This window comes from Streptomyces violaceoruber (genome assembly GCF_033406955.1).
Lineage (GTDB): Bacteria > Actinomycetota > Actinomycetes > Streptomycetales > Streptomycetaceae > Streptomyces > Streptomyces violaceoruber.
In genome coordinates this window covers 6,797,756-6,820,835 of sequence record NZ_CP137734.1, presented here as the reverse complement: position 1 = coordinate 6,820,835, position 23,080 = coordinate 6,797,756, and the positions used below count along the sequence as shown (strand labels likewise).

The following is a 23,080-nucleotide window of genomic DNA, read 5'->3' as shown; positions in this document are numbered from 1 at the left end:
CGCTCCTGCGGGGCGGTGGTCTGCCGGTGGCCTCAGTGCCAGGGCAGCTGCCCGCGGCGCTCCCAGTAGGCGTGCGGGTCCTCGGCGAGTGCGCCGAGGCGCGCCACCTGGTCGTCGTCGAGGTCGACCACGGCGGCGTGCAGGTTGGAGCCGAGCTGGTTGACCGTCGCCGCGCCGGACAGGACGACCCCGGCCCAGGGCTGCCGCAGGACCAGGGCGAGGGCGACCGCGTCGCAGCCCAGGGCCGTCTCCTCGGCGACGGCCTTCAGGACGCCGGGGGCGTGCGGCTCCGCGAGGCGGCCGTTGGCCATGCCCTCCTTGACGATCACGGTGAGTCCGGCCTGGTGCGCCTCGGCCAGCGCGGGACCGGCGGAGGTGTCCAGCGCGTTGAACGTCGACTGGACGGTGCGGAAGAGGGGCTCGCCGTCGACGGTCACGGCGAGCGCGGCGCGGATGGCGTCGGCCTGGGCGGGGCCGCTGGTGGAGAAGCCGACGGTGCTGCCCTGCGCGGCGGCCTCGGCCAGCCTGGCGTGCAGTTCCTTGTCGGTCAGGGCCGGGCTGTCCGGGGTGAGCGAGTGGATCTGGTACAGGTCGAGCCGGTCGCCGAGCAGGGCGTCGGTCTCGGCGCGCTGGCGGTCGTAGGTGGCGACGCCGTGGTCCTTGACCTCGTGCCGCTCGGCCTCGGTGGACCAGTCGGCCGTGTAGGTGTAGCCCCACTTGCTGCCGACCACCACGTCGTCGACGTCGGGGCGGTCCCGGAGCCAGCCGGCCAGGAACTCCTCCGAACGGCCGTAGGAGCGGGCCGCGTCGAAGTAGCGGACGCCCTGCGCGTAGGCGGCGTCCAGGAGGTCGTGGGTGCGTTCGCGCAACGCCTCGACGGTCCGGTCGGCCGGCAGGTCCCGGTCGCGGCCGAGGTTGATGTAGCCGGGGCGGCCGACGGCGGCGAGTCCCAGCCCGATGTGACAGGTGGGGGTGGTCGCCGCGGCCAGGCGGGCGAAGGGCATCGCGGACTCCGTTCGGTCGACTGCTGGAGCTGTTGAGCTGCTGAGCTGTTGACCAACGTAACCGCGATGCCCCCCGGACACACCGGCTGCTGCTGCCTGCCGCTGCTTGCCGCTACGGCCTGCCGCTACTTCTTGGCGTCCGCCCAGGCGTGCTGGGCCGCCACGTCCGCCTTGACCTCGGCGAGCTGGACGGCGACCGCGCTGGGCGCCGTGCCGCCGCGGCCGTCGCGGGAGGCCAGGGCGCCGGGGACGTTGAGGACGGTGCGCACCTCGGGGGTGAGGTGCTCGGAGATCTTGGCGAACTGCTCGTCGGTCAGCTCGTCCAGCTCCTTGCCGTCGGCCTCGGCGACCTTGACGCACTCGCCGGCCACCTCGTGCGCGACGCGGAACGGCACACCCTGCTTGACCAGCCACTCGGCGATGTCGGTGGCGAGAGAGAACCCGGCCGGGGCCAGCTCCTCCATCCGCTCGCGGTGCACGGTGAGGGTGGCCATCATGCCGGTGAAGGCGGGGAGCAGGACCTCCAGCTGGTCGATGGAGTCGAAGACCGGCTCCTTGTCCTCCTGGAGGTCGCGGTTGTACGCGAGCGGGAGCGCCTTGAGGGTCGCCATCAGGCCGGTCAGGTTGCCGATCAGCCGCCCGGACTTGCCGCGGGCCAGCTCGGCGATGTCGGGGTTCTTCTTCTGCGGCATGATCGAGGAGCCGGTGGAGAAGGCGTCGTGGAGGGTGACGAAGGAGAACTCCTTCGTGTTCCAGATGATGATCTCCTCGGCGATCCGGGAGACGTTGACGCCGATCATCGCGGTGATGAAGGCGAACTCGGCGACGAAGTCGCGCGAGGCCGTCCCGTCGATGGAGTTGCCGACGCTGCCGTGCTCGAAGCCCAGGTCACGGGCGACGGCCTCCGGGTCCAGGCCGAGGCTGCTGCCCGCGAGCGCGCCCGAGCCGTACGGGGAGACGGCGGTGCGCGCGTCCCACTGGCGCAGCCGCTCCGCGTCCCGGCCCAGCGCCTGGGCGTGGGCGAGCACGTGGTGGGCGAAGAGCACCGGCTGGGCGTGCTGGAGGTGGGTGCGGCCGGGCATGGCCACGTCCGGGTGGGCCTCGGCGAGGCCCACCAGTGCGTCCTGGAGGTCGGCGATCAGCGAGCCGACGGTCCGGGCGTGGTCGCGCAGGTACATCCGGAAGAGGGTCGCCACCTGGTCGTTGCGGGAGCGCCCGGCGCGCAGCTTGCCGCCGAGGTCGGGGCCGAGGCGCTCCAGCAGCCCGCGCTCCAGGGCCGTGTGGACGTCCTCGTCGGCGATGGTGCCGGTGAAGGAGCCGTCGGCGACGTCCGCCTCCAGCCGGTCCAGTCCGGCGATCATCCGGGTCAGCTCGTCCTCGGTGAGCAGCCCCGCCGCGTGCAGCACGCGCGCGTGGGCGCGCGAACCGGCGATGTCGTAGGGCGCGAGCCGCCAGTCGAAGTGGACGGACGCGGACAGCTTCGCCAGGGCCTCGGCGGGACCGTCGGCGAAACGGCCGCCCCAGAGCCGGACGTCACCGCTGTTGCTGCTCACTTGGGTCGCTCCTCACCGTACGATCACTGTCATGCATGAGTATGCAGAACTCTGCATGTTTCGTCAATCTTGCGGCTTGGTGCCGCCCTCGGCGTCCCGCACCCGCATAATCGTTAGACATGGGAAAGACTTATGAGCGCATAGACGGCAGACTCCGCGCCTTCATCGAGGCGCAGCCCCTCTTCTTCACCGCCACCGCTCCCCTGGCCGGCGACGGCACGGTCAACCTGTCCCCCAAGGGCCTCACGGGCTGCTTCGCGGTGCTCGACGAACTGACCGTGGCCTACCTCGACTTCGCGGGTTCCAACGCGGAGACCATCGCCCACCTGCGGGAGAACGGGCGGATCACCCTGATGTGGTGCGCCTTCCAGGGCCCGCCGAACATCGTGCGGGTGCACGGCCGCGGCGAGCCGGTCTTCCGCGACGACCCCCGCTTCCCCGAGCTGCTCACCCACTTCCCGGACATCGATCCCACGGTGCACGGACTGCGCGCCGTGATCGTCGTGAGCGCCGAACTCGTCCGGGACACCTGCGGGTACGCCGTCCCCTTCATGGCGTACGAGAGCGACCGGGACCTGCACGGCAAGCGGTTCGCGCGGGAGGACGACGCCTCGCTCGACGCCTACTTCACCAAGAAGGAGCACATCGCCTCCAGCATCGACGGCCTCCCCGGGCTGCCGTTGCCGCTGCCGCCCTCTACCGTCTGACCCATGCGCCCCGGTGTCGTCGCCGTCCTCGTGTCCGCCTCCCTCCTCCTGCTCGGCGCCGCCCCCGCCGACGGGTCGGCCCCCGTGCCGCTGCCGGACCGGATGGCGGACACCGGCGGCGGCACCCAGCTGATCACCGCCGTCGCACCGGACACCGGCTCGACCACGGGCACCGTCACCTGGTGGGACCGCGAGGGCGGGGACCGCGGTCGCTGGGTGGCGGCCGGTTCCGCGCCCGCCCGCTTCGGCTCCGGCGGGCTCGCCGAAGGGGCGACACGCGTCCAGGGCACGAACATCACGCCGACGGGGCTGTACGACCTGCCGTACGCCTTCGGCATCGAGGCGGCACCGCGCGGCACGGCGTACCGGTACCGCCCGGTCCACGGGGACTCCTGGTGGTGCCAGGACAACGCCTCCCCCTCCTACAACCGCTGGACCGAGCCCCGCCCCGCCGACTGCCGCGCCACCGAGGCCGAGCACCTGATCACCTACTCGGCGCAGTACGCGCACGCCCTGGTCGTCGGCTTCAACTACGACCGCCCGGTGCGCGGCCGCGGCGCTGGCATCTTCCTGCACGTCGACGGGCGCGGGGCGACGGCCGGATGCGTGTCGGTGCCGAAGGAGGCGATGCGGCGGATCCTGCGGTGGGCCGATCCGGCGGAGCGCCCGCACCTCGCGATCGGCACCTCGGGCGGGCCGACGGCGGTCACCCGGTACTGACCGCGGACGGCATTGCCGGTCCGGGCTGAACGCTCGCCCGGCACGGCGCGTATCTGTGGGCCAAGGGCCGAGTCCCACGGAGGAACCGTGACCACCACGCTCGCCGGCGGCCGTGCCGCCCGCCGTCAGACGATGCGGCGCATCCGTCCGCGCCGCTCCCCCGCCGTCCCCCTGCTGCTCGCCGTCTGGGCGGGCGCGGCGGGCGTGTTGTGGCTGTGGTGGCGCAACACGCCCGCCATCTCCGACGACACCGGCAAGATCCTCGGCGCGGGCCGGATCACCGGTCTGCTGGCCGGGTACCTGATGGCGCTGGTGGTGCTCCAGATGGCCAGGGTTCCGGCGCTGGAGCGGCACGTCGGGTCCGACCGGGTCGCCCGCTGGCACGCCATGACCGGCCGCTACACCCTCTGTCTGGTCCTGGCCCACGTCTTCCTGATCATGTGGGGCTACGCGGCGCAGGCCGGCCGCGGCCTCGGCGACATCGTCGCGCAGACGGTCGACTCCGTGAACCAGCTGCCGGACATGGGCAAGGCCGCCATCGGCACCGGCCTGCTGGTCGTCGTCGGGCTCCTGTCCGTCGGCCCGGTCCGCCGCCGGATCCCGTACGACACCTGGTACCACGTGCACCTGCTCACCTACGCGGCGGTGTTCCTGACCTTCTGGCACCAGCTGACCACCGGCAACGACTTCGCCGTCGAGCCGGTCGCCAGGACCGTCTGGTACGCGCTGTACGGCTCGGTGACCGCGCTGCTGCTCTGGTACCGGGTGCTGACGCCCCTCCGGCTCAACCTGCGGCACCGGATGCGGGTGGAGGCGGTGATCGAGGAGACGCCCGGCATCGTGTCGGTGCTCATCGGCGGGCGCCGGCTGCACCGGATGGGCGCGGAGGCGGGGCAGTTCTTCCGCTGGCGGTTCCTGGCGCCCGGCATGCGGTTCAGTTCGCACCCGTACTCGCTGTCGGCGGCACCGCGCCCGGACATGCTGCGGATCACCGTGAAGGCGATCGGCGACCACAGCGCCCGGCTCCGCGAGCTGGCCCCGGGCACCCGGGTGTGGGCGGAGGGCCCGTACGGCGCCCTGACCGCCCAGCGCCGCAGCCGCGGCAAGGTGCTGCTGGTGGCGGGCGGGGTGGGGATCACGCCGATGCGGGCGCTGTTCGAGACGCTGCCCGGCGCGTCCGGCGACATCACGCTGCTCTACCGGGCCAACAGCACCCAGGACCTGGCGCTCTGGGACGAACTGGCCGGGATCGCCGACGAGCGGGGGGCCCGGCTGATGTACGCGGTCAACAGCCCGGACGGGGAGCGCCCGGACATCTCGGCGGAGACCCTGGCCCGGAAGATCCCGGACGTCGAGCGCCACGACGTCTTCCTGTGCGGGCCGCCCGGCTTCGCCCAGTCGGTGTACGAGGCACTGCGCGGCGCGGGGGTCCCCGCTCGCCGTATCCACCACGAGTCGTTCGAGATGTGAGCGACGGACATCGGGAGTCCAGGACAGATGAGGAAAAGCCACCCCGTACGGCGTGCCGTGCTCGCCGGGGCCGCCACCGTGTCCGGGATCGTGCTGCTGCTGTCGCTGAAACCGGCGTCCGACCCGGGCGCCGGCTCGGCGGCGGGCGGCGCGGCACCGCCCGTGGCCGCGCAGTCGCCGCAGGGCGGCCGGGGCGCCGGGGCCGGCACGGTCACGGGTGACGCGGCCCGTACGCAGTACGGTCCCGTGCAGGTCCGGCTCACCGTCAGCGGCGGGAAGATCACCGGGGCCGAGGCCGTGCAGGCGCCCAAGGGCGGGCAGAGCGACCAGGTCACCGCGGACGCCGTGCCCAAGCTCAACCGGGCGGCCGTCGCGGCCGGGAGCGCCGACATCGACGCGGTCTCGGGCGCCACCTACACCAGCGCCGGGTACGTGAAGTCCCTCCAGTCGGCCCTCGACAAGGCGGCCGCGGCGGCCGGACCCGCGGCGCAGGAGTCGAGCGGGGCGAATTCGGGCTCGGGCGGGGGCGGACGGGGCGAGGGCGACGCCGGGCAGGGCACGCAGGTGCTCACCGGGGACGCCGCGCAGACCCAGTACGGGCCCGTGCAGGTCCGGGTCACCGTCAGCGGCGGGCGGATCACGGACGTCGAGGCCCTCCAGGCGCCCAAGGGCGGCCGCAGCGACCAGGTCACCGCCGACGCCGTGCCCAGGCTCAACCGGGCCGCCGTCGCCGCGGGCACCGCCGACATCGACGCGGTCTCCGGCGCCACCTACACCAGCGCCGGGTACACGCAGTCCCTCCAGTCGGCGCTGGACCGGGCCGGTGGCTGACACCGGGGCCGGGTCCGCCGAGGCTCCCGCCGCGGTGCGTCATGCGGAGGAGGCGATGGGGACCGTCTTCTCCTTCGACGTCCGCGGCGGGGAACCCGCGGCCGTACGGACGGCACTGGACGCGGCGGTCGCCGGGCTGCACCGGGCCGACGAGGTGTTCAGTACGTACCGGGACGGCAGCCAGATCTCCCGGCTGGCGCGCGGGGAGCTGACCGTCGCCGCGTGTGCGCCGGAGGTCGCCGAGGTGCTGGAGCTGGCGGCCGAGGCGGAGCGGGTGAGCGACGGCTGGTTCAGCACCCGGTACCGGGGCCGGCTCGACCCGACCGGGATCGTCAAGGGCTGGGCCGTGGAGCGCGCCGCACGGGGGATCGCGGCGGCGTGCGGTGCGAGCGGGGTCAGCGTCAACGGGGGCGGGGACGTGCAGTTGCTCGGGACGCCGGGGGCGGTGCGGCCCTGGCGGGTCGGGGTGTCCGACCCGCTGCGGCCGGGCGGGCTCGCGGCGGTCGTCTCCGCGGCGGGGGTGACGGAGCTGGCCGTGGCGACGTCCGGCTCCGCCGAGCGGGGGGCGCATGTCGTCGACCCGCGCACCGGGCGCTCGGCGGTGACCGACCTGCTGTCCGTGACGGTGGTGGCGTCCCGGCTGACGTGGGCGGACTGCTGGGCGACGGCGGCGTTCGCGATGGGGTCGCGGGAGGGGTTGCGGTGGCTGGACTCGCTGCCCGGCGTCGAGGGGCTGCTGATCACGGCGGGGGACGAGGTGCGGTGCACGGGGGGATTGGCGGGACTGCTGGGGTGAGTGGCGTCGGAGGGTGACCGGTGCTGTCGCTGAGGTACCGGCGCTGTCACTCGCCGCGTACGCGGGTGCCGCTGCGCCCACCCGTGCCGCCTGGGGGTACCTCCCAGGCCGCTCAGGCACTGGGGGAGGCACGACTGCCCGCAGCGGCGGCGGGGGGGTGACCAGGAGCGCGGGGAACTGCACGACCGGCCACGACGTGCCCGCGGTCGGCAGATCACCGCACCGCCCCCGTCAGCCCCCGTTCTGGGCCAAGCGCAGCAAGTGGTCCGCCAGGGCCTGCCCGCCCGTCGGCTCCCGGCTGATCAGCATCAGCGTGTCGTCGCCCGCGATCGTCCCGAGGATGTCGTGCAGCTCCGCCTGGTCGATCGCCGAGGCGAGGAACTGCGCCGCCCCCGGAGGGGTGCGCAGGACCACGAGGTTCGCCGACGCCTCCGCGGAGATCAGCAACTCCGCGGAGAGCCGCCGCATCCGCTCCTCCTTCGCCGACTCCCCGAGCGGCGCCCGCGGGGTGCGGAAGCCGCCCTCGCTGGGCACCGCGTAGATGAGGTCGCCGTCGGTGTTGCGGATCTTGACCGCGTTCAGCTCGTCCAGGTCCCGGGAGAGCGTCGCCTGGGTGACGGTGAGCCCGTCGTCGGCGAGCAGCTTCGCCAGCTGGCTCTGCGAGCGCACCGCCTGCCGGTTGAGGATGTCCACGATCCGGCGGTGGCGTGCGGTGCGGGTCTGCGGCAGGGCGGGCCCTGCCGGCTGCTCGTGCTCCTGCGCGTGGCTCATCGTCGTCTCATTCTCCGGATCGTCCGTCCCCGTGGGCCGTCTCGGCGGCCTGGTCAAGGATGCCGGGCAGCGCCCCGAGGAACGCCTCCACCACGTCGTCGCCGAGGTTCAGCGCGGGCATCAGCCGTACGACATCGGGTGCGGGCGCGTTCACCAGGATTCCGGCGTCCTGAGCCGCCTGCTGCACCTGGGCGGCGAGCGGCTCGGTGAGCACGATACCCAGGAGCAGTCCGGCGCCCCGGACGTGGGCGACGAGCGGGTGGCCGAGGGCCTCGACCCCGCCGCGCAGCGTCTCGCTCTGCCGCTTGACGTTGTCGAGCAGTCCCTCGTCGGCGATGGTGTCCAGCACGGCGAGTCCGGCGGCGCAGGCGACCGGGTTGCCGCCGAAGGTGGTGCCGTGGTGGCCGGGCTGGAGCAGGTCGGCGGCGCGGCCGAAGGCGACCGTCGCGCCGAGCGGCAGTCCGCCGCCGAGGCCCTTGGCGAGGGTGACGACGTCCGGCAGGACGCCCTCGTGGGCCTGGTACTCGAACCAGTGCCCGGTCCGGCCGACGCCGGTCTGCACCTCGTCCAGGACGAGCAGCGCGCCGGTGGCGGCGGTGATGGCGCGGGCCGCCTTCAGGTAGCCGGGGGGCGGGACGACGACGCCGTTCTCGCCCTGGATCGGCTCGATGATCACCAGCGCCGTCTCCTCGGTGACCGCCGCGGCCAGCGCCTGCGGATCGCCGTACGGCACGTGCGTGACGTCGCCGGGCAGCGGCAGGAACGGTTCCTGCTTGCCGGGCTGGCCGGTCAGCGCCAGGGCGCCCATGGTGCGGCCGTGGAAGCCGCCGCGGGTGGCGACCATGTGCGGCCGGCCGGTCAGCCGGCCGATCTTGAAGGCGCCCTCGTTGGCCTCGGCGCCGGAGTTGCAGAAGTAGACCTTGCCGTCGCGGCCGAAGTGCTGGAGCAGCCGTTCGGCGAGGGCGACGGGCGGCTCCGCGATGAAGAGGTTGGAGACGTGGCCGAGGGAGGCGATCTGCCGGCTCACGGCGTCCACCACCGCCGGGTGGGCGTGGCCGAGCGCGTTGACCGCGATACCGCCGACGAAGTCCAGGTACTCCTTGCCGTCGGCGTCCCAGAGCCGGGCGCCCTCGCCGCGCACCAGGGGCAGGCGGGGCGTGCCGTAGTTGTTCATGAGGGTGCCCTGCCACCGCTCGGTCAGCTCTTCGTTGCTCACGACTCCCCCTGTTCGTCCGGCACGACCATCGTGCCGATCCCCTCGTCGGTGAAGATCTCCAGCAGGATCGAGTGCTGGACCCGGCCGTCGATGACCCGGGCGGTGGTGACGCCGCCCCGCACGGCGTGCAGGCAGCCCTCCATCTTCGGCACCATGCCGCTGGACAGGTCGGGCAGCAGTTTCTCCAGCTCGGACGCGGTGAGGCGGCTGATCACCTCGTCGGAGTCCGGCCAGTCCTCGTAGAGGCCCTCCACGTCGGTGAGGACCATGAGAGTCTCGGCGCCGAGCGCAGCAGCGAGTGCCGCAGCCGCCGTATCAGCATTGACGTTGTAGACATGGTGGTCGTCCTGGGAACGGGCGATCGAGGAGACGACCGGGATGCGGCCGTCGGCGAGCAGTGCCTCGATGGCGCCGGTGTCGATCTCGGTGATCTCGCCGACCCGCCCGATGTCGACGAGTTCACCGTCGATCTCGGGCTGGTGCTTGGTGGCGGTGAGGGTGTGCGCGTCCTCGCCGGTGAGGCCGACGGCGAGCGGCCCGTGCTGGTTGAGCAGCCCGACCAGTTCGCGCTGCACCTGCCCGGCCAGCACCATCCGTACGACGTCCATGGCGTCCTCGGTGGTGACGCGCAGCCCGGCCTTGAACTCGCTGACGATGCCGTGCTTGTCGAGCGCGGCGCTGATCTGCGGGCCGCCACCGTGCACGACCACGGGCTTGAGGCCGGCGTGCCGCAGGAAGACGACGTCCTGGGCGAAGGCGGCCTTGAGGTCTTCGTCGATCATGGCGTTGCCGCCGAACTTGATGACGACGGTCTTGCCGTGGTGCCGGGTCAGCCAGGGCAGCGCCTCGATGAGGATCTGGGCCTTGGGGAGCGCGGTGTGCTTCCGCGTGGGTGCGTTGCTCGTTCCGTCGCTCATGAGGAGTACGCGCTGTTCTCGTGGACGTAGTCCGCGGTGAGGTCGTTGGTCCAGATGGTGGCGGTGGCGTCGCCCGCGGCGAGGTCGGCGACGATGTGCACCTCGCGGTAGCGCATGTCGACCAGCTCGCGGTCCTCGCCCACGCCGCCGTTCTTGCAGACCCAGACGCCGTTGATGGCGACGTTCAGCCGGTCGGGCTCGAAGGCCGCGTCGGTGGTGCCGATGGCGGAGAGCACGCGGCCCCAGTTGGGGTCCTCGCCGTGGATGGCGCACTTGAGCAGGTTGTTGCGGGCGATGGTGCGGCCCACCTGGACGGCCTCGTCCTCGGTCGCGGCGTTGACGACCTCGACCTTGATGTCCTTGCTGGCGCCCTCGGCGTCCCGGATGAGCTGCTGTCCGAGGTCGTCGCAGACGGTGCGGACGGCCTCGGCGAAGGCGTCGTACTCCGGGGTGACGCCGGAGGAGCCGGAGGAGAGCAGCAGCACGGTGTCGTTGGTGGACATGCAGCCGTCGGAGTCGACCCGGTCGAAGGTGACGCGGGTGGCGGCGCGCAGGGCGCGGTCCAGGGCCTCGGTCTCCAGGTCGGCGTCGGTGGTGATCACGACGAGCATGGTGGCGAGGCCGGGGGCGAGCATGCCCGCGCCCTTGGCCATGCCGCCGACGGTCCAGCCGTCCCGCGTCACGACGGACGTCTTGTGCACGGTGTCCGTGGTCTTGATGGCGATGGCGGCCTTCTCGCCGCCGTGCTCGGAGAGCTGACCGGCGGCCGCCTCCACACCCGGGAGCAGCTTGTCCATGGGGAGCAGCACGCCGATGAGCCCGGTGGAGCAGACGGCGACCTCTCCCGCCCCCGTCCCGAGCACGTCGGCGGCCTTCTCGGCCGTGGCGTGCGTGTCCTGGAAGCCCTTGGGCCCGGTGCAGGCGTTGGCGCCGCCGGAGTTGAGCACCACGGCGGTCACCTCACCGCTCTTGAGGACCTGCTCGGACCACAGGACGGGCGCGGCCTTGACGCGGTTGGAGGTGAAGACGCCCGCGGCGGAGCGGCGGGGGCCGGTGTTGACCACGAGGGCCAGGTCGGGGCTGCCGCTCTCCTTGATCCCGGCCGTGATGCCCGCCGCCGTGAATCCCTTCGCTGCCGTCACACTCACGGCGCAACTCCGATCGTCGTCAGTCCGGTGGTCTCGTCGAGACCGAGGGCGAGGTTCATGCTCTGGACGGCACCGCCCGCGGTGCCCTTGGCCAGGTTGTCGATGGCGCTGATGGCGATGATGCGGCCGGCGGCGGCGTCGTGGGCGACCTGTACCTGGACGGCGTTGGAGCCGTACACGGAGGCGGTCGCGGGCCACTGGCCCTCGGGCAGCAGGTGCACGAACGGTTCGTCGGCGAGGGCCTTCTCGTAGGCGGCGCGCACCGACTCGGCGGTGACCCCGGGCTTCGCCTTCGCGGTGCAGGTGGCGAGGATGCCGCGCGGCATCGGCGCGAGGGTCGGCGTGAAGGAGACGGTGACGGGCTCCCCGGCGACCGCGCCGAGGTTCTGGATCATCTCGGGGGTGTGCCGGTGGCCGCCGCCGACGCCGTACGGCGACATGGAGCCCATGACCTCGCTGCCCAGCAGGTGCGGCTTGGCCGCCTTGCCCGCGCCGGAGGTGCCGGAGGCGGCGACGATCACGGCCTCGGGCTCGGCCAGCGACGCGGCGTACGCCGGGAAGAGGGCCAGGGAGACGGCCGTGGGGTAGCAACCGGGCACCGCGATGCGCTTGGACCCCTCCAGCGCGGCGCGGGCACCCGGAAGTTCGGGGAGGCCGTAGGGCCAGGTGCCGGCGTGCGGGGAGCCGTAGAACCGCTCCCAGTCACCGGCGTCCTTCAGCCGGAAGTCGGCGCCCATGTCGACGACGAGGACGTCCGGTCCGAGCTGCTCGGCGACGGCGGCGGACTGCCCGTGCGGCAGCGCGAGGAAGACGACGTCGTGACCGCCGAGCACCTCGGGGGTGGTCGCCTCCAGCACCCGGTCGGCCAGCGGCAGCAGATGCGGCTGAAGGGCACCCAGCCGCTGACCCGCGTTGGAGTTGCCGGTCAGGGCGCCGATCTCGACCTCGGGATGGGTCAGGAGCAGCCGCAGCAGCTCACCGCCCGCATACCCACTCGCTCCGGCCACCGCCGCACGTACCGCCATGGAAAATCCTCCTCCTGGAGAGCATGACTATACGTGCCGATGCACGTTTATGCAATGCGATGCGGTGTGACCTCGAGGCGCTGCCGCAGGCGTCGGCTAGCCTGCCGCTTCCGGACTCCGAGCACCGTGGGGGTGGCTGTGCGTGCCTGGATCGTCGAGCTGGTCGTCGGGCTGAGGCCGTGGCAGCGCGCCGCGCTCGTCGTGTCCCTGTGCGCCCTCGCGCTTCCCCTGTGGTTCGCCGTGGGGAACACGGACCGGTATCGGCAGGGGCAGACGGCCGTGACGGAAGGGTTCGTCGACTGCGAGTGGGACGGGCCGTGCCGGGGCGCGTGGAGGCTGGCGGACGGAAGCCTGGGCCGGGGCAGGATCGACGGTCTGGACTTCACCGCCGAGGAGGAGCTCGTCGAGGACATTCCGCTCTTCGGTGGCCGCGACTGGGCGGTCGCCGACCGCGGGACCCTGCTCCGCCACGCGATGGCCCAGTACACGGTCGCTCCGGTTGGCGCGGTGCTCGTCGTCCGGATCGCCCGGCGGCGCTCGGCGTACAACCAGGAGACGAGTGCGTTGATGCGGCGCTACCGCGCCACTACGCCCTGACGGCCTCCGCGATCCGCAGCGCCGACTCGGCGGGCGTGAGGTGCGTGGTGTCGACGACCTCGGCCTCGGCGTGCAGCCAGGTGCGGGCGGCCTCGGCGTACGGCTCCAGGTACCGGAGCCGGAACGGCGAGTCCGGCCCCAGTACGGTGTCCCCCGCGATACGCCCCCGCAGGGTCTCCTGGTCGGCGTGGAGGACGAAGTGCCGTACGGGGACTCCGTGCGCGGCGAGGCCGCCCGCGATCTCCCGCCAGTACTCCTCGACCAGGACCGTCATCGGCATCACCAGGGTGCCGCCGGTGTAGTCGAGCACCCGTCGGGCGGTCTCGACGACGAGCGGCCGCCACGGCGCCCAGTGCTGGAAGTTGTCCGTGTCGGGCAGTCCCGGCGTGATGTCCATGAGCGTCTCGCCGACCTTCTCGGCGTCGAACACCCGGGAGTCCGGGAGCAGTCGCTGCACGAGCGCGCCGGTCGTCGTCTTGCCGGCGCCGTGGGTGCCGTTCAGCCATACGATCATGGGCCCCACGCTAGCCGGGCCCGGCGACGACGCGGTGCGGTGGTCGCCGGGCCCGGCGCCGGTCAGCCCTGCCTGATCCGCAGGAACGTCACCGAGTTCGCCGGGAAGGTGTACGTGAACTCGCTCGCCGCTCCCGAGAAGGTCGAGGTCACCGGGGTCACCGGGGCGTCCGTCCCGGTGTTGACCGCGTCCTGGTCGGCGGCCAGCGTGGTGACCGCGGCCCTGGACGCCACCTTCGCGCCGCCGAGGTCCACGGCGGTGCGGGCCGCGGTGTCCTGGGCGTTGACGACCTTGACGATCAGCTCGCCGGTGCGGTCGTCGCGGGTGACGGTCTGGCGGAACGGCTCGGCCGGCTTGTCGTCGGTGAAGCCGCCCCACTCCTCGCCGTCGAGGTAGAGGGTGACCTGGCGGCCCCTGACCTTGACGTCGATGTCGTAGGCGCGGCCCGTCTCGATCGAGCCGGCCTTGGACAGCAGCGTGGACTTGCCGCCGTCGGAGGCCTGCTCGACGGCGGACTGGGTGTTGTTCCAGCCGCCCAGGTTCCACCAGTAGTAGTTGCCGGTGTCCTTGACGCCGAAGGCGACCAGGAAGCCCTCCTTGCCGGACTTCTTCGTGGCCCTCACGTGCAAGTCGTAGTCGTGCCAGGCGGGGTCGCCCGCCGTGACCATGGTGTTCTCGGCGGCCGCGTCGGTCTGGACGTACTGGCCGTCCTGGACCGTCCAGCTGCCGGCGCCCGAGTGGGCCCACCGCGAGGCGTCGCCGGAGAAGTCGTCGGACAGGAGGGTATCCCCGTCGGCCGAGGTCACCTTCACGTCGTCGTACGCCGCGCTGGTCGCCCAGGTCGACAGGCCGACGCCGCCGGTGATGGGGCCGCTGACGGCGGGGGTGCCGGTGGCCGTGGAGGGGACGACGCGGTCGCCGGTGTTGTTCATGAACAGCTTCTGGACCTCGTAGTTGGCCGAGCCCCAGGACGCGTGGTTGTTGAACCAGATCAGGTCCGGGCTCCACTGCACGTAGTCCTCGTTGGACAGCAGCGGGGCGTAGGAGGCCAGCTTGACCACGTCGGCGTTGCGCTCGAGGCCGGTCATGAACGCGGCCTCGGCGAGGGCGTTCTTCCAGGCGTTGCCCTGGGAGGCGTATTCGCCGAGGAAGACCTTGGGGCCGTTGCGGTCGTAGGAGTCGTAGCGGTCGTTGTTCTGGAGGAACCACTGCGGGCTGTTGTAGTAGTGCTCGTCGACCATGTCGACGCCCGCGTCGCGGTTCAGCTGCCAGGCCGTGTCGAAGGTGGCGCCGGAGTCGTCGGGGCCGGAGTTGGAGACGACGGTGACGTCCGGGTACTTCGCCTCGATGGCGGTACGGAACTGCTCGAAGCGGGCGAAGAACTCCTTCGGGAGGTTCTCCTCGTTGCCGACTTCGAGGTGGGTGAGGTGGAAGGGCTTGGGGTGGCCCATCTCCGCGCGCTTGCCGCCCCACTCGCTGGTGCGGGGGCCGTTGGCGAACTCGATGAGGTCCAGGGTGTCCTGGATGTGCCGCTTCAGCAGCGCGTCGTCGACGACGGCCTTGTTCTGGCCGCAGCCGGTGACCAGGGCGGGGACGACGGGCAGCGGCATGGCGCCGATGTCCTCGGCGAAGCGGAAGTACTCGTAGTAGCCGAGGCCGTAGCTCTGGTTGTAGCCCCAGAAGTTGGCGTTGGTGGCGCGCTCCTCGACCGGGCCGATCGTGTCCTTCCACTGGTAGGAGCGCTTGCGCTGCCAGCCGGAGTCCGCGCTGTAGTCCTCCATGGAGCCGGTGTTGACCAGGCAGCCGCCGGGGAAGCGCAGGAAGCCGGGGTGCAGGGCCTCGATCTTCTCCGCGAGGTCCTTGCGCAGGCCGCCCGGCTGGTGCCGGTAGGTGTCGCGGGGGAAGAGGGACACCATGTCGAGGGCGGCGGGGGCGGTGGTGGTGACCGCGAGGCGGCCGCGGTTGCTGGTGCGGGTCGCGGTGAAGGTGGCCGTGTACTTGCGCCACTGCCCCTTCGCCGCCACCTGGCGCGCCTTCGCGAGGGTGCCCGCGGCGTCCGTGAGCGTCACGGTGAGGGTGGTGCCGTGCCCGGCCCGGGACCAGACCGAGAAGTCGTACCTCTCGCCCTTCTCGACCCGGATGCCGGTGTTGTAGCCCGTGTTGGTCACGGTGGAGCCGGCGGCCAGGGAGAGGTAGTTGCGGTTGCGCTCGTTGAGGCGGCCCCCGTCGTTCACCACCTCGGCGGTGCCGTCGGCCGCCCACGCGGTGAGCGGTGTGTACGAGGCGTTGTCGGCGGTGGAGTACTCGAAGGACCGGTTCTGCACGAGTTCGGCGTACAGGCCGCCGTCGGCGGCGCGGTTGATGTCCTCGTAGAAGACGCCGTACATCGTGTCGTCGATCGCGGGGCCCCGGTCGGACGGGTCGACGGTGATCGTGTAGTCGGCGACGGCCTCCGCGTGTGCCGGGGACGGCAGCAGGGCGGCTGCCGTCAGGAGGGCGGTGACGCTGAGACCGAGTCTCCAGCGGGTGCGTGACATGGATACTCCGCGGCTCTCACCAGGTAGTCGTTCGGGATATCGGACATTGGTCAGCACTTCGAACGGCAAGATAGGGAGGGGGCCGCGGCGCGTCAATGGGTCGCGCGGCAACGAGCGGGCCGGAGCGGGAAAGCGAGTGGAAATGGGCGAGTTGTGGCCGGTGCCCGACGTACTGGCGTACCTCGCGGGGCGCTGGCGCACCGAGCGGTCGGTGCGGGACCTGGCCGGTGGCCTGGAGGGCCGCTTCGAGGGGCGCACGTCCTTCGACGCGCTCGACGGCGGCGGGCTGATCGGCCGGGAGTCGGGCGCCTTCACCTGGCAGGGCGTGACCCGGCCCGCCGAGCGCACGCTGCGATACGAGCCGGGGAGCGGGCCGGGCCGGGTGGACGTGCGTTTCGCGGACGGCCGCCCCTTCCACGGCCTGGACCTCAGCTCGGGACACCATGTGGCCGACCACCCCTGCGCCGCCGACCTCTACCGGGGTGAGTTCACCGTCCGGGGCCCGGACCGCTGGCGGACGGTGTGGCGGGTGGGCGGCCCGGCCAAGGACCTGCTGCTCACAACGGATTACCTCCGCGAAACGCCGGACGCGTAGCCCCCTGGTCCGGCGCGCCCTCGAAACGGAGGCTCCACCGGCCCGCGCGGCCCGTCACGGTGGTCGTCGACAGCGGGCGGACGTCCAGGTTCCAGTACGTTCCGGGCGGCGCCTTCAGCGCGTAGACCAGCGCGGCCCGGATCACGGAGGGCTCGGCCACGGCGACGATCCGGTCACCGTCCTCCCCGGGGCGGGTGTCGAGCCAGCCGCCCACCCGGGTGATGAACCCCAGCAGCGACTCCCCGCCGTGCGGGGCCGACCGGGGGTCGGCGAGCCAGGCGTCCACGGCCGCCGGTTCGCGGGCCATGGCCTCACCGAGCGTCAGACCGCGCCATCGACCCATGTCGCAGTCCCGCAGGGCCAGTTGGGACAGTGGCGCGCAGCCGATGGCGTCACCGGTGGCACGGCTGCGGGGCGTGGGCGAGCAGTAGCGCAACTCGGCGGCGGCAAGCGGCAGCAGGTCGCCCGCGGCGCGCAGCGCCTCGTTCCATCCGGCCTGGTCCAGCGGCCGCTCGTCGTCGAAGCGCTCGGCGAGCAGCGGTGAACTGCGCGCAGCCGCGACGAACGTGACCCGAAGCGCCATGCGGTGATGGTGGAGCGCCAAGGTGTCCAGGTCAAGGGGTGTTACCTGTGGGTCACCCAGGGTGTGCCGCGGCTCACCGACCGAAGGCGAACGCCATCCACTGCTCCGGCCGGTCCAGCGCGGTGAACCCGAGTTTCCCGTACACCCCGTGCGCGTCGTGCGTCGCCAGCAGGATGCGGCGCAGCCCGTGGGGCGCCAGGTGCTCGCGGACGGCCGCGACCAGCGCCGTGCCGAGGCCCTTGGCCCGCACCGACGGGTCGACGTACACGTCGCACAGCCACGCGAAGGTGGCCAGGTCCGTGACCACCCGGGCATACGCGACCTGCTCGCCGGACACCACGTCGTACACGCCGAAGTTGAGCGAGCCCTCGACGGCCCGGTCCTGCTTCTCGCGGGTCCGCCCCAGAGCCCAGTACGCGTCGCCGGACAGCCAGTGGTGGACGCGCCCGGCGTCGATGCGGCGCGGGTCCGTGGAGATCTCGTAGCCCTCGGGGAGCCTCGGCGTGTCGGTCATGCCGGGATGCTCGCAGGGCCGGTGAGAGCCCGTCGACCGGATATCGGGCCCGCGTCAGCCGCCCCACACCTCCTGGCAGGCGGTGCGCAGGCGCCGTACCCCTTCCGCGATCTCCCCGACGTTCGCGACGGCGGCGAAGCTCAGCCGGACGTGGGCGGCCGGGGGTTCGGCGCTGAAGTACGGGCGGCCCGGGGTGATCGCGACGCCCGCGCGCAGGGCGGCCGAGGTGAGAGCGGCCTCTCCCCCGGAGCCGAAAGCCTGGGGGGTGCCCCCAGTGCCCCCAGTGCCCTCGGGCAGCCGGGGCCACAGGTGGTAGCCGCCGGAGGGGACGTGGGCCAGGGACATCTCGGGGAGGTTCAGCCGCAGTGCGGAGGTCATCGCGTCCCGGCGGGCCTTCAACTCGGCCGAGACCGCGCGCAGGTGGCGCGGCCAGGCGGGCGAGCCGACGAGTTCCAGCGCCGCCTCCTGGAGCGGCCGGGGCACGAAGAAGGTGTCGACGATCTGAATGGCGCGCAGGCGTTCGAGGACCGGCCCGCGCGCGGCCAGGGCGCTCACCCGGAAGCTGGGCGAGGTCGCCTTGGTCAGCGAGCAGACGTGGACCACGACGCCGTCCGGGTCGTCGGCGGCGAGCGGGGCGGGCAGCGGGCCCGCGTCCTCGTGCACGAGCCGGCGCACGAAGTCGTCCTCCACGACGAAGGCACCGGCCGCCCGCGCGATGCGCAGCACCTCGCCGCGCCGCTCGGGGGCGAGCACGGCACCGGTCGGGTTCTGGAACAGGGGCTGGCAGACGAAGACCCGGGCGCCGGTCGCGCGGAAGGCGTCGGCGAGCAGCGCGGGCCGCACGCCGTCGGCGTCCACGGGGACGGGCACCGGGCGCAGACCGGCCGCCCGTGCGATGGCCAGCATGCCGGGGTAGGTCGGGGACTCGACGAGCACGGGGGTGCCGGGCGGGGCGAGCGCGCGCAGGGCGGTGGCCAGCGCGGACTGGCCACCCGCGGTGATCAGTACCTCGGCCGCCGTGATGGCGCCGCCGATGCCGCGCGCGAACCACTCCCGCAGCTCCGGCAGCCCCTCCATCGGCGGCCGGCCCCAGGCGCCGGGCCGCCGTCCGGCCCGGGCCAGGGCCGCCGCCATCGCCCGCTCCGGCTGGAGCGAGGGGTGCAGGTACCCGCCGTTGAACTCCACGACGCCGGACGGCGGGGCGGCCAGCGAGACCAGCACCCCGGAGGCGTCCACCGAGCGCGGCACGAGGTCGGCGGCGCCGTCGGCGCTCAGCGCCACCTCCTGCCAGGAGGTGTCCCCGGCGGGCGCGGCCGAGGGGCGTGGCCGGGCACGGAAGGCGCCGGCGCCGGGCCGGGTGACGACCAGCCCCTCGGCGGCCAGCTGGGCCAGGGCGCGGGAGACCGTCACCGGGCTCACCCGGAACCGGTCGACGAGGGCACGGCTGGACGGGAGCTTTCCGCCCGGTGAGTAGCGGTCCAACTCTCGCCGCAACACGGTCACCAGCTCAGCAACGCTGCTACGCTCTTGCATGAGAGCACAGAGTAGCGCTACCGCGTCGCCCCGGATAGCAGTCGACGCCACCGGAGCGGACACCGGCGGTGCGTCCTTCGGCACCGTCCAGGCCGCCCTCGGTGTCGTCGCCTTCTCCCTCACCTTCCCCGCCACCGCCTGGGGCCTGGAGGGCTTCGGGCCCTGGTCCCTGATCGCCGTGCGCAGCGCCGCCGCCGCCGTCGCCGGGTCCTGCCTGGTGGTGCTGCGGGTGGCACCGCCCGAGCGGCGGCACTGGCTGGGTCTCGCGGTGGTGGGCGCCGGGGTGGTCCTCGGCTTCCCCCTGCTCACCACGCTCGCCCTGCAGACGTCGACCACGGCGCACGCCGCCGTCGTGGTGGGCCTGCTGCCGTTGACCACCGCGCTGCTGTCGGCCCTGCGCGTCGGCACCCGCCCCTCGCGCACCTTCTGGATCGCGGCCCTGGCGGGCGCGGCGGCCGTGATCGCCTTCACGGTGCAGCAGAGCGGCGGAGCGCTGACCTCGGCCGACGCCTATCTCTTCGCGGCCCTGCTGGTGTGCGCCGCCGGCTACACGGAGGGCGGCCGGCTGGCCCGGGTGATGCCGGGGTGGCAGGTCATCGGCTGGGCGCTGGTGCTGTGCCTGCCGCTGACGGTGCCGATGGCGGCGATCGCCCTGTCCCTCGAGCCGGTGCGCCTGACGGCGCACGCCGTGACCGGGCTGCTGTGGGTGGCGATCGGTTCGCAGTTCCTCGGCCTGGTCGTCTGGTACCGGGGCATGGCGGCGATCGGCATCCCGAAGGCCAGCCAGTTGCAGCTGGCCCAGCCGCTGCTCACACTGGTGTGGTCGGTACTTCTGCTGGGCGAGCACCTGCCGGTGGCCGCTCCGCTGACGGCCGCGGCCGTACTGGTGTGCATCGCGGTCACCCAGCGGGCCAGGGGTTAGCGCCCGCCCTCAGCCGCACACAGGTGAGGAGGCCTCACGGATGCACGCAACCAAGGGCGACCAACTGGTCCAGCACGGCCGGGTGGTCGGTGAGCACGACAAGGTCGCGGAGATCGTCGAAGTGATGGGCGACAAGGGCACTCCCCCGTACCGGGTCCGGTTCGAGGACGGGCACGAGGCCGTGTGCTCGCCCGGCCCCGACTCGGAGATCCGGCACCGGGAGACCCAGCTGTAGCCCGGCGGCCGCACCCCCGCGCCGGAGCGGTTCAGCGCGGGGCGGCGGCCGGCTGCGTGTAGTGGTCGGCGGCCAGCCGCGTCATCGCGCCGCCGCGGTCGTCGGCGACGTCCTTGGCCGAGAAGTAGACGTGCCCGCGGACCTCCGGGTAGCGCGCGGCCAGCGTCAGGTGGCGGGAGAGTTCGGCCGGGTCCTGCCAGGCGGCGGGCTGCGCCGGGTCCCCGGACTTGTACAGCGCCTCGCCCACGTACAGCTGGGTGCGGCTGCCCCGGGCGGTCTCGGCCCACCAGGGCAGCAGCTTCGCGTAGTCGGCGCCGTCCAGGCCGATGTTCCAGTACAGCTGCGGCACGACGTAGTCGATCCAGCCCTCGCGCACCCACTTGCGGGTGTCCGCGTACAGGTCGTCGTACGTCTGCACGCCCGCGCGGGTGTCGGAGCCCCGCTCGTCGGTGGCGGCGTTGCGCCACACGCCGAAGGGGCTGACGCCGAAGCGGGCGGCCGGCCGGACGTCCTTGACGCGCTGGGCGGTCTCGCGCACCAGCCGGTCGATGTTGTCCCGCCGCCAGTCGGCCTGCGTGGCGAAGCCGCTGCCGAACGTGCCGAAGGTCCCGCCGTCGTCGAAGCTCTGGCCCGCCACCGGATAGGGGTAGAAGTAGTCGTCGAAGTGGACCCCGTCCACCTCGTACTTCGTCACCGCGTCCATGATCGCGTCCTGGACGAACGCCCGGACCTCGGGCAGCCCGGGGTTGTAGTAGAGCTGCCCGCCGTACGGCACCACCCACCCGGGGTTCTTCCGCGCGGGGTGGGAGGAGACGAGGCGGGCCGGGTCGTCGTGGGTGGCGACGCGGTACGGGTTGAACCAGGCGTGCAGGTGCAGGCCGCGGGCGTGGGCCTCCTTGACGGCCGTGCCCAGCGGGTCCCAGCCCGGGTCGCGTCCCTGGCTGCCGGACAGGTACTGCGACCACGGCTCGTGCGCCGAGGGCCACAGCGCGTCGGCCGTCGGCCGCACCTGGAGGATCACCGTGTTGAGGCGGTGCCGGACCGCGTTGTCGAGGTGCTCGATCAGCTCCGCGCGCTGCTCGGCGGCGCGCAGCCCCGCACGGGTGGGCCAGTCGCGGTTGGCCACGGTCGCCAGCCACATCCCCCGCATCCCGGCGGCGGCGCTGCGCGGGGGCGCCGGCTTCGCCGGACCGGGGGTCGCCGCCGACGCCTCGGGCACGAGCGTGAACGCCGACAACGCCGCCACCGTGAAGGCACGGCGCGAGACACCGCCCATGGGAAGACCTCCTGAACGCTGTGGATCCGTACGGTCACGGATCGTGTACGGGGCCTCAGCATGCCCGACCCGGGAGACGGAACCGTGACCATTCGGGGGTAACGTGCTCGATCGGAGCAGGCACCGGGGACCCCGGCATGCCTGCGACCAGCCGTGGAGTCAGCGAAAGGGACGATGTGACCGGCATCTCGGGAGATATCGCACGTGTCGGCGTGGTCGGCTGCGGTCAGATGGGGGCGGGCATCGCCGAGGTGTGCGCCCGCTCGGGTCTGGAGGTGATGGTCGCCGAGACCACCGGCGAGGCTCTGGAGATCGGCCGCACCCGGCTGTACAACTCGCTGGCCAAGGCGGCCGAGCGCGGCAAGATGACCGAGGAGGAGCGGGACGCGACGCAGGCGCGCCTCAGCTTCACCACCGACCTCGGCGAGTTCGCCGACCGCGATCTGGTGATCGAGGCCGTCGTCGAGAACGAGCAGGTCAAGACCGAGATCTTCCAGGTGCTCGATCAGGTCGTGACCCGGCCGGACGCGATCCTGGCCTCCAACACCTCCTCCATCCCGCTGGTGAAGCTGGCGGTCGCCACCTCGCGGCCCGACCACGTCATCGGCATCCACTTCTTCAACCCGGCCCCGGTGCAGCAGCTCGTCGAGCTGATCCCGGCGCTGACCACCTCCGAGGGCACGCTCAGCCGGGCCCAGCTGTTCACCGAGAAGGTGCTCGGCAAGCACGCGATCCGCGCCCAGGACCGCTCCGGCTTCGTGGTCAACGCGCTGCTGATCCCGTACCTGCTCTCCGCGATCCGGATGTTCGAGTCGGGCATCGCCAGCCGCGAGGACATCGACAACGGCATGGAGATGGGCTGCGCCCACCCGATGGGCCCGCTGAAGCTGGCCGACCTGATCGGCCTGGACACGGTCGCCTCGGTGGCGTACTCGATGTACGAGGAGTACAAGGAGCCGCTGTACGCCGCTCCCCCGCTGCTCCAGCGCATGGTCGACGCGGGCCGCCTCGGCCGCAAGAGCGGCTCGGGCTTCTACGCCTACGGCTGATCGCGCCCGAGCCTGAGGTGGTGCAGCAGGAGTAACGCGGCCGCCATGTTGGCGGCCGGGACCTCCCCGCGGGCGACGAGGTCGGGGACGAGCTTGAGGGGCACCCATTCCCGGCGCTCCGACTCGAAGTCGTCCACGGGGTGTCCGACGTACGTGCCCTCCTCGGCCCAGTAGACGTGGTGCCGGGCGTCGGTGAGGCCGTTGGAGGGCTCGACGCTCATCAGGTGGTGCAGCGGTCCGGGCCGCCAGCCCGTCTCCTCCTCCAGTTCCCTGGCCGCCGCCACCGCGACGTCCTCGCCGTCCTCGACGACTCCGGCCGCCAGTTCCCAGCCCCAGCTGTCGGTGATGAACCGGTGCCGCCACAGCAGGAGGACCTCGTCGGCCTCGTTCACGACCGTGGCCACCGCTACCGGGCGCATCCGTATCAGGAAGTGGTCGAGGTGCCGGCCGTCCGGCAGGAGGACATCGGCGAGATTGACGCTGAACCATCGATTTGAGTACACATTTTGTTCGCTCTGTTTCGCCCACTGCACTGTTCTGCCACCTTTCCTTGAGTAGGTGGCAATA

Annotated in this window: 24 protein-coding genes; 10 read left to right on the top strand and 14 right to left on the bottom strand. The window is 72.7% G+C overall.

Annotation, left to right across the window (positions count from 1 at the left end; genetic code table 11):
- Positions 1–32 precede the first annotated feature (32 nt).
- Both R2E43_RS30550 and argH read right to left on the bottom strand, forming a co-directional pair.
- Positions 33–1,004 (bottom strand): aldo/keto reductase, encoded by a 972-nt coding sequence (locus R2E43_RS30550; protein ID WP_016325827.1) that lies wholly within the window; start codon positions 1,002–1,004, stop codon positions 33–35.
- Positions 1,005–1,129: 125 nt separating this feature from the next.
- Positions 1,130–2,557, bottom strand: coding sequence for an argininosuccinate lyase (gene argH / locus R2E43_RS30545; protein ID WP_011027854.1), 1,428 nt, complete (start codon positions 2,555–2,557; stop codon positions 1,130–1,132).
- Positions 2,558–2,676: 119 nt separating this feature from the next.
- Between argH and R2E43_RS30540 the strand changes: the two genes are divergently transcribed.
- The 5 genes from R2E43_RS30540 (at position 2,677) to R2E43_RS30520 (ending at position 7,081) form a co-directional block, all read left to right on the top strand.
- Positions 2,677–3,264, top strand: a complete 588-nt coding sequence (locus R2E43_RS30540) for a pyridoxamine 5'-phosphate oxidase family protein (protein ID WP_003977253.1) — start codon at positions 2,677–2,679, stop codon at positions 3,262–3,264.
- Positions 3,265–3,267: 3 nt separating this feature from the next.
- The gene (locus tag R2E43_RS30535; RefSeq protein WP_332056740.1) at positions 3,268–3,984 is read left to right on the top strand and encodes a L,D-transpeptidase family protein; all 717 of its coding nucleotides are present in this window, start codon (positions 3,268–3,270) and stop codon (positions 3,982–3,984) included.
- An 87-nt stretch (positions 3,985–4,071) separates the two neighbouring features.
- On the top strand, positions 4,072–5,454 hold the full coding sequence (locus R2E43_RS30530; protein WP_332056739.1) for a ferredoxin reductase family protein: 1,383 nt from the start codon (positions 4,072–4,074) through the stop codon (positions 5,452–5,454).
- A 27-nt stretch (positions 5,455–5,481) separates the two neighbouring features.
- Complete coding sequence (locus R2E43_RS30525) at positions 5,482–6,285, top strand: FMN-binding protein (RefSeq protein ID WP_189283954.1); 804 nt, start codon at positions 5,482–5,484, stop codon at positions 6,283–6,285.
- A 55-nt stretch (positions 6,286–6,340) separates the two neighbouring features.
- A complete protein-coding gene (locus tag R2E43_RS30520) occupies positions 6,341–7,081 on the top strand; it encodes an FAD:protein FMN transferase (RefSeq protein ID WP_003977249.1) in 741 nt (246 codons plus the stop codon).
- 231 nt (positions 7,082–7,312) lie between these two features.
- Here R2E43_RS30520 and R2E43_RS30515 read toward each other — a convergent pair whose 3' ends face one another.
- Genes R2E43_RS30515 through argC form a run of 5 tightly spaced genes read right to left on the bottom strand, consistent with a single transcriptional unit; the run spans position 7,313 to position 12,158 of the window.
- On the bottom strand, positions 7,313–7,852 hold the full coding sequence (locus tag R2E43_RS30515) for an arginine repressor (protein ID WP_003977248.1): 540 nt from the start codon (positions 7,850–7,852) through the stop codon (positions 7,313–7,315).
- A gap of 7 nt (positions 7,853–7,859) precedes the next feature.
- The gene (locus R2E43_RS30510) at positions 7,860–9,068 is read right to left on the bottom strand and encodes an acetylornithine transaminase (RefSeq protein WP_003977247.1); all 1,209 of its coding nucleotides are present in this window, start codon (positions 9,066–9,068) and stop codon (positions 7,860–7,862) included.
- A complete protein-coding gene (gene argB, locus R2E43_RS30505) occupies positions 9,065–9,985 on the bottom strand; it encodes an acetylglutamate kinase (RefSeq protein WP_003977246.1) in 921 nt (306 codons plus the stop codon). Before argB ends, R2E43_RS30510 begins: the two co-directional genes overlap by 4 nt.
- A complete protein-coding gene (gene argJ / locus R2E43_RS30500; protein ID WP_011027859.1) occupies positions 9,982–11,133 on the bottom strand; it encodes a bifunctional glutamate N-acetyltransferase/amino-acid acetyltransferase ArgJ in 1,152 nt (383 codons plus the stop codon). Before argJ ends, argB begins: the two co-directional genes overlap by 4 nt.
- Positions 11,130–12,158 carry an N-acetyl-gamma-glutamyl-phosphate reductase gene (gene argC / locus R2E43_RS30495; protein ID WP_003977244.1) on the bottom strand — a complete coding sequence of 343 codons (1,029 nt, stop codon included), beginning with the start codon at positions 12,156–12,158 and terminating at the stop codon, positions 11,130–11,132. The genes argJ and argC overlap by 4 nt, the downstream gene beginning before the upstream one ends.
- A gap of 132 nt (positions 12,159–12,290) precedes the next feature.
- On the opposite strand from argC, the gene R2E43_RS30490 reads away from it, so the two are divergent.
- A complete protein-coding gene (locus R2E43_RS30490; RefSeq protein WP_332056738.1) occupies positions 12,291–12,755 on the top strand; it encodes a hypothetical protein in 465 nt (154 codons plus the stop codon).
- On the opposite strand, the gene R2E43_RS30485 is transcribed toward R2E43_RS30490, so the two are convergent.
- Positions 12,745–13,269, bottom strand: coding sequence for an AAA family ATPase (locus R2E43_RS30485; protein WP_193485818.1), 525 nt, complete (start codon positions 13,267–13,269; stop codon positions 12,745–12,747). The two genes, R2E43_RS30490 and R2E43_RS30485, sit on opposite strands and share 11 nt — an antisense overlap.
- A gap of 62 nt (positions 13,270–13,331) precedes the next feature.
- Positions 13,332–15,806 carry an alpha-L-arabinofuranosidase C-terminal domain-containing protein gene (locus tag R2E43_RS30480; protein WP_332056737.1) on the bottom strand — a complete coding sequence of 825 codons (2,475 nt, stop codon included), beginning with the start codon at positions 15,804–15,806 and terminating at the stop codon, positions 13,332–13,334.
- Positions 15,807–15,948: 142 nt separating this feature from the next.
- Here R2E43_RS30480 and R2E43_RS30475 point away from each other — a divergent pair, with 142 nt between their 5' ends.
- Positions 15,949–16,401: a DUF6314 family protein gene (locus R2E43_RS30475; RefSeq protein WP_174855167.1), complete on the top strand. Its 453-nt coding sequence runs from the start codon at positions 15,949–15,951 to the stop codon at positions 16,399–16,401.
- Here R2E43_RS30475 and R2E43_RS30470 read toward each other — a convergent pair.
- The 3 genes from R2E43_RS30470 to R2E43_RS30460 all read right to left on the bottom strand — a co-directional run bounded on the left by R2E43_RS30470 (position 16,364) and on the right by R2E43_RS30460 (position 19,031).
- On the bottom strand, positions 16,364–16,984 hold the full coding sequence (locus tag R2E43_RS30470) for a histidine phosphatase family protein (protein WP_093455796.1): 621 nt from the start codon (positions 16,982–16,984) through the stop codon (positions 16,364–16,366). The genes R2E43_RS30475 and R2E43_RS30470 overlap by 38 nt on opposite strands.
- Positions 16,985–17,057: 73 nt before the next feature.
- The gene (locus tag R2E43_RS30465) at positions 17,058–17,498 is read right to left on the bottom strand and encodes a GNAT family N-acetyltransferase (RefSeq protein WP_003977238.1); all 441 of its coding nucleotides are present in this window, start codon (positions 17,496–17,498) and stop codon (positions 17,058–17,060) included.
- 54 nt (positions 17,499–17,552) lie between these two features.
- A complete protein-coding gene (locus R2E43_RS30460; RefSeq protein WP_038535091.1) occupies positions 17,553–19,031 on the bottom strand; it encodes an aminotransferase-like domain-containing protein in 1,479 nt (492 codons plus the stop codon).
- Here R2E43_RS30460 and R2E43_RS30455 point away from each other — a divergent pair.
- Both R2E43_RS30455 and R2E43_RS30450 read left to right on the top strand, forming a co-directional pair.
- Positions 19,030–19,953, top strand: a complete 924-nt coding sequence (locus tag R2E43_RS30455; protein WP_332056736.1) for a DMT family transporter — start codon at positions 19,030–19,032, stop codon at positions 19,951–19,953. The two genes, R2E43_RS30460 and R2E43_RS30455, sit on opposite strands and share 2 nt — an antisense overlap.
- A gap of 40 nt (positions 19,954–19,993) precedes the next feature.
- A complete protein-coding gene (locus R2E43_RS30450; protein WP_003977235.1) occupies positions 19,994–20,188 on the top strand; it encodes a DUF1918 domain-containing protein in 195 nt (64 codons plus the stop codon).
- A 31-nt stretch (positions 20,189–20,219) separates the two neighbouring features.
- Here R2E43_RS30450 and R2E43_RS30445 read toward each other — a convergent pair whose 3' ends face one another.
- The gene (locus tag R2E43_RS30445) at positions 20,220–21,464 is read right to left on the bottom strand and encodes a glycoside hydrolase family 10 protein (RefSeq protein ID WP_136207724.1); all 1,245 of its coding nucleotides are present in this window, start codon (positions 21,462–21,464) and stop codon (positions 20,220–20,222) included.
- A 137-nt stretch (positions 21,465–21,601) separates the two neighbouring features.
- Here R2E43_RS30445 and R2E43_RS30440 point away from each other — a divergent pair, with 137 nt between their 5' ends.
- Positions 21,602–22,513: a 3-hydroxybutyryl-CoA dehydrogenase gene (locus R2E43_RS30440; RefSeq protein WP_003977233.1), complete on the top strand. Its 912-nt coding sequence runs from the start codon at positions 21,602–21,604 to the stop codon at positions 22,511–22,513.
- On the opposite strand, the gene R2E43_RS30435 is transcribed toward R2E43_RS30440, so the two are convergent.
- A complete protein-coding gene (locus R2E43_RS30435; protein ID WP_003977232.1) occupies positions 22,504–23,046 on the bottom strand; it encodes an NUDIX hydrolase in 543 nt (180 codons plus the stop codon). The two genes, R2E43_RS30440 and R2E43_RS30435, sit on opposite strands and share 10 nt — an antisense overlap.
- Positions 23,047–23,080 lie beyond the last annotated feature (34 nt).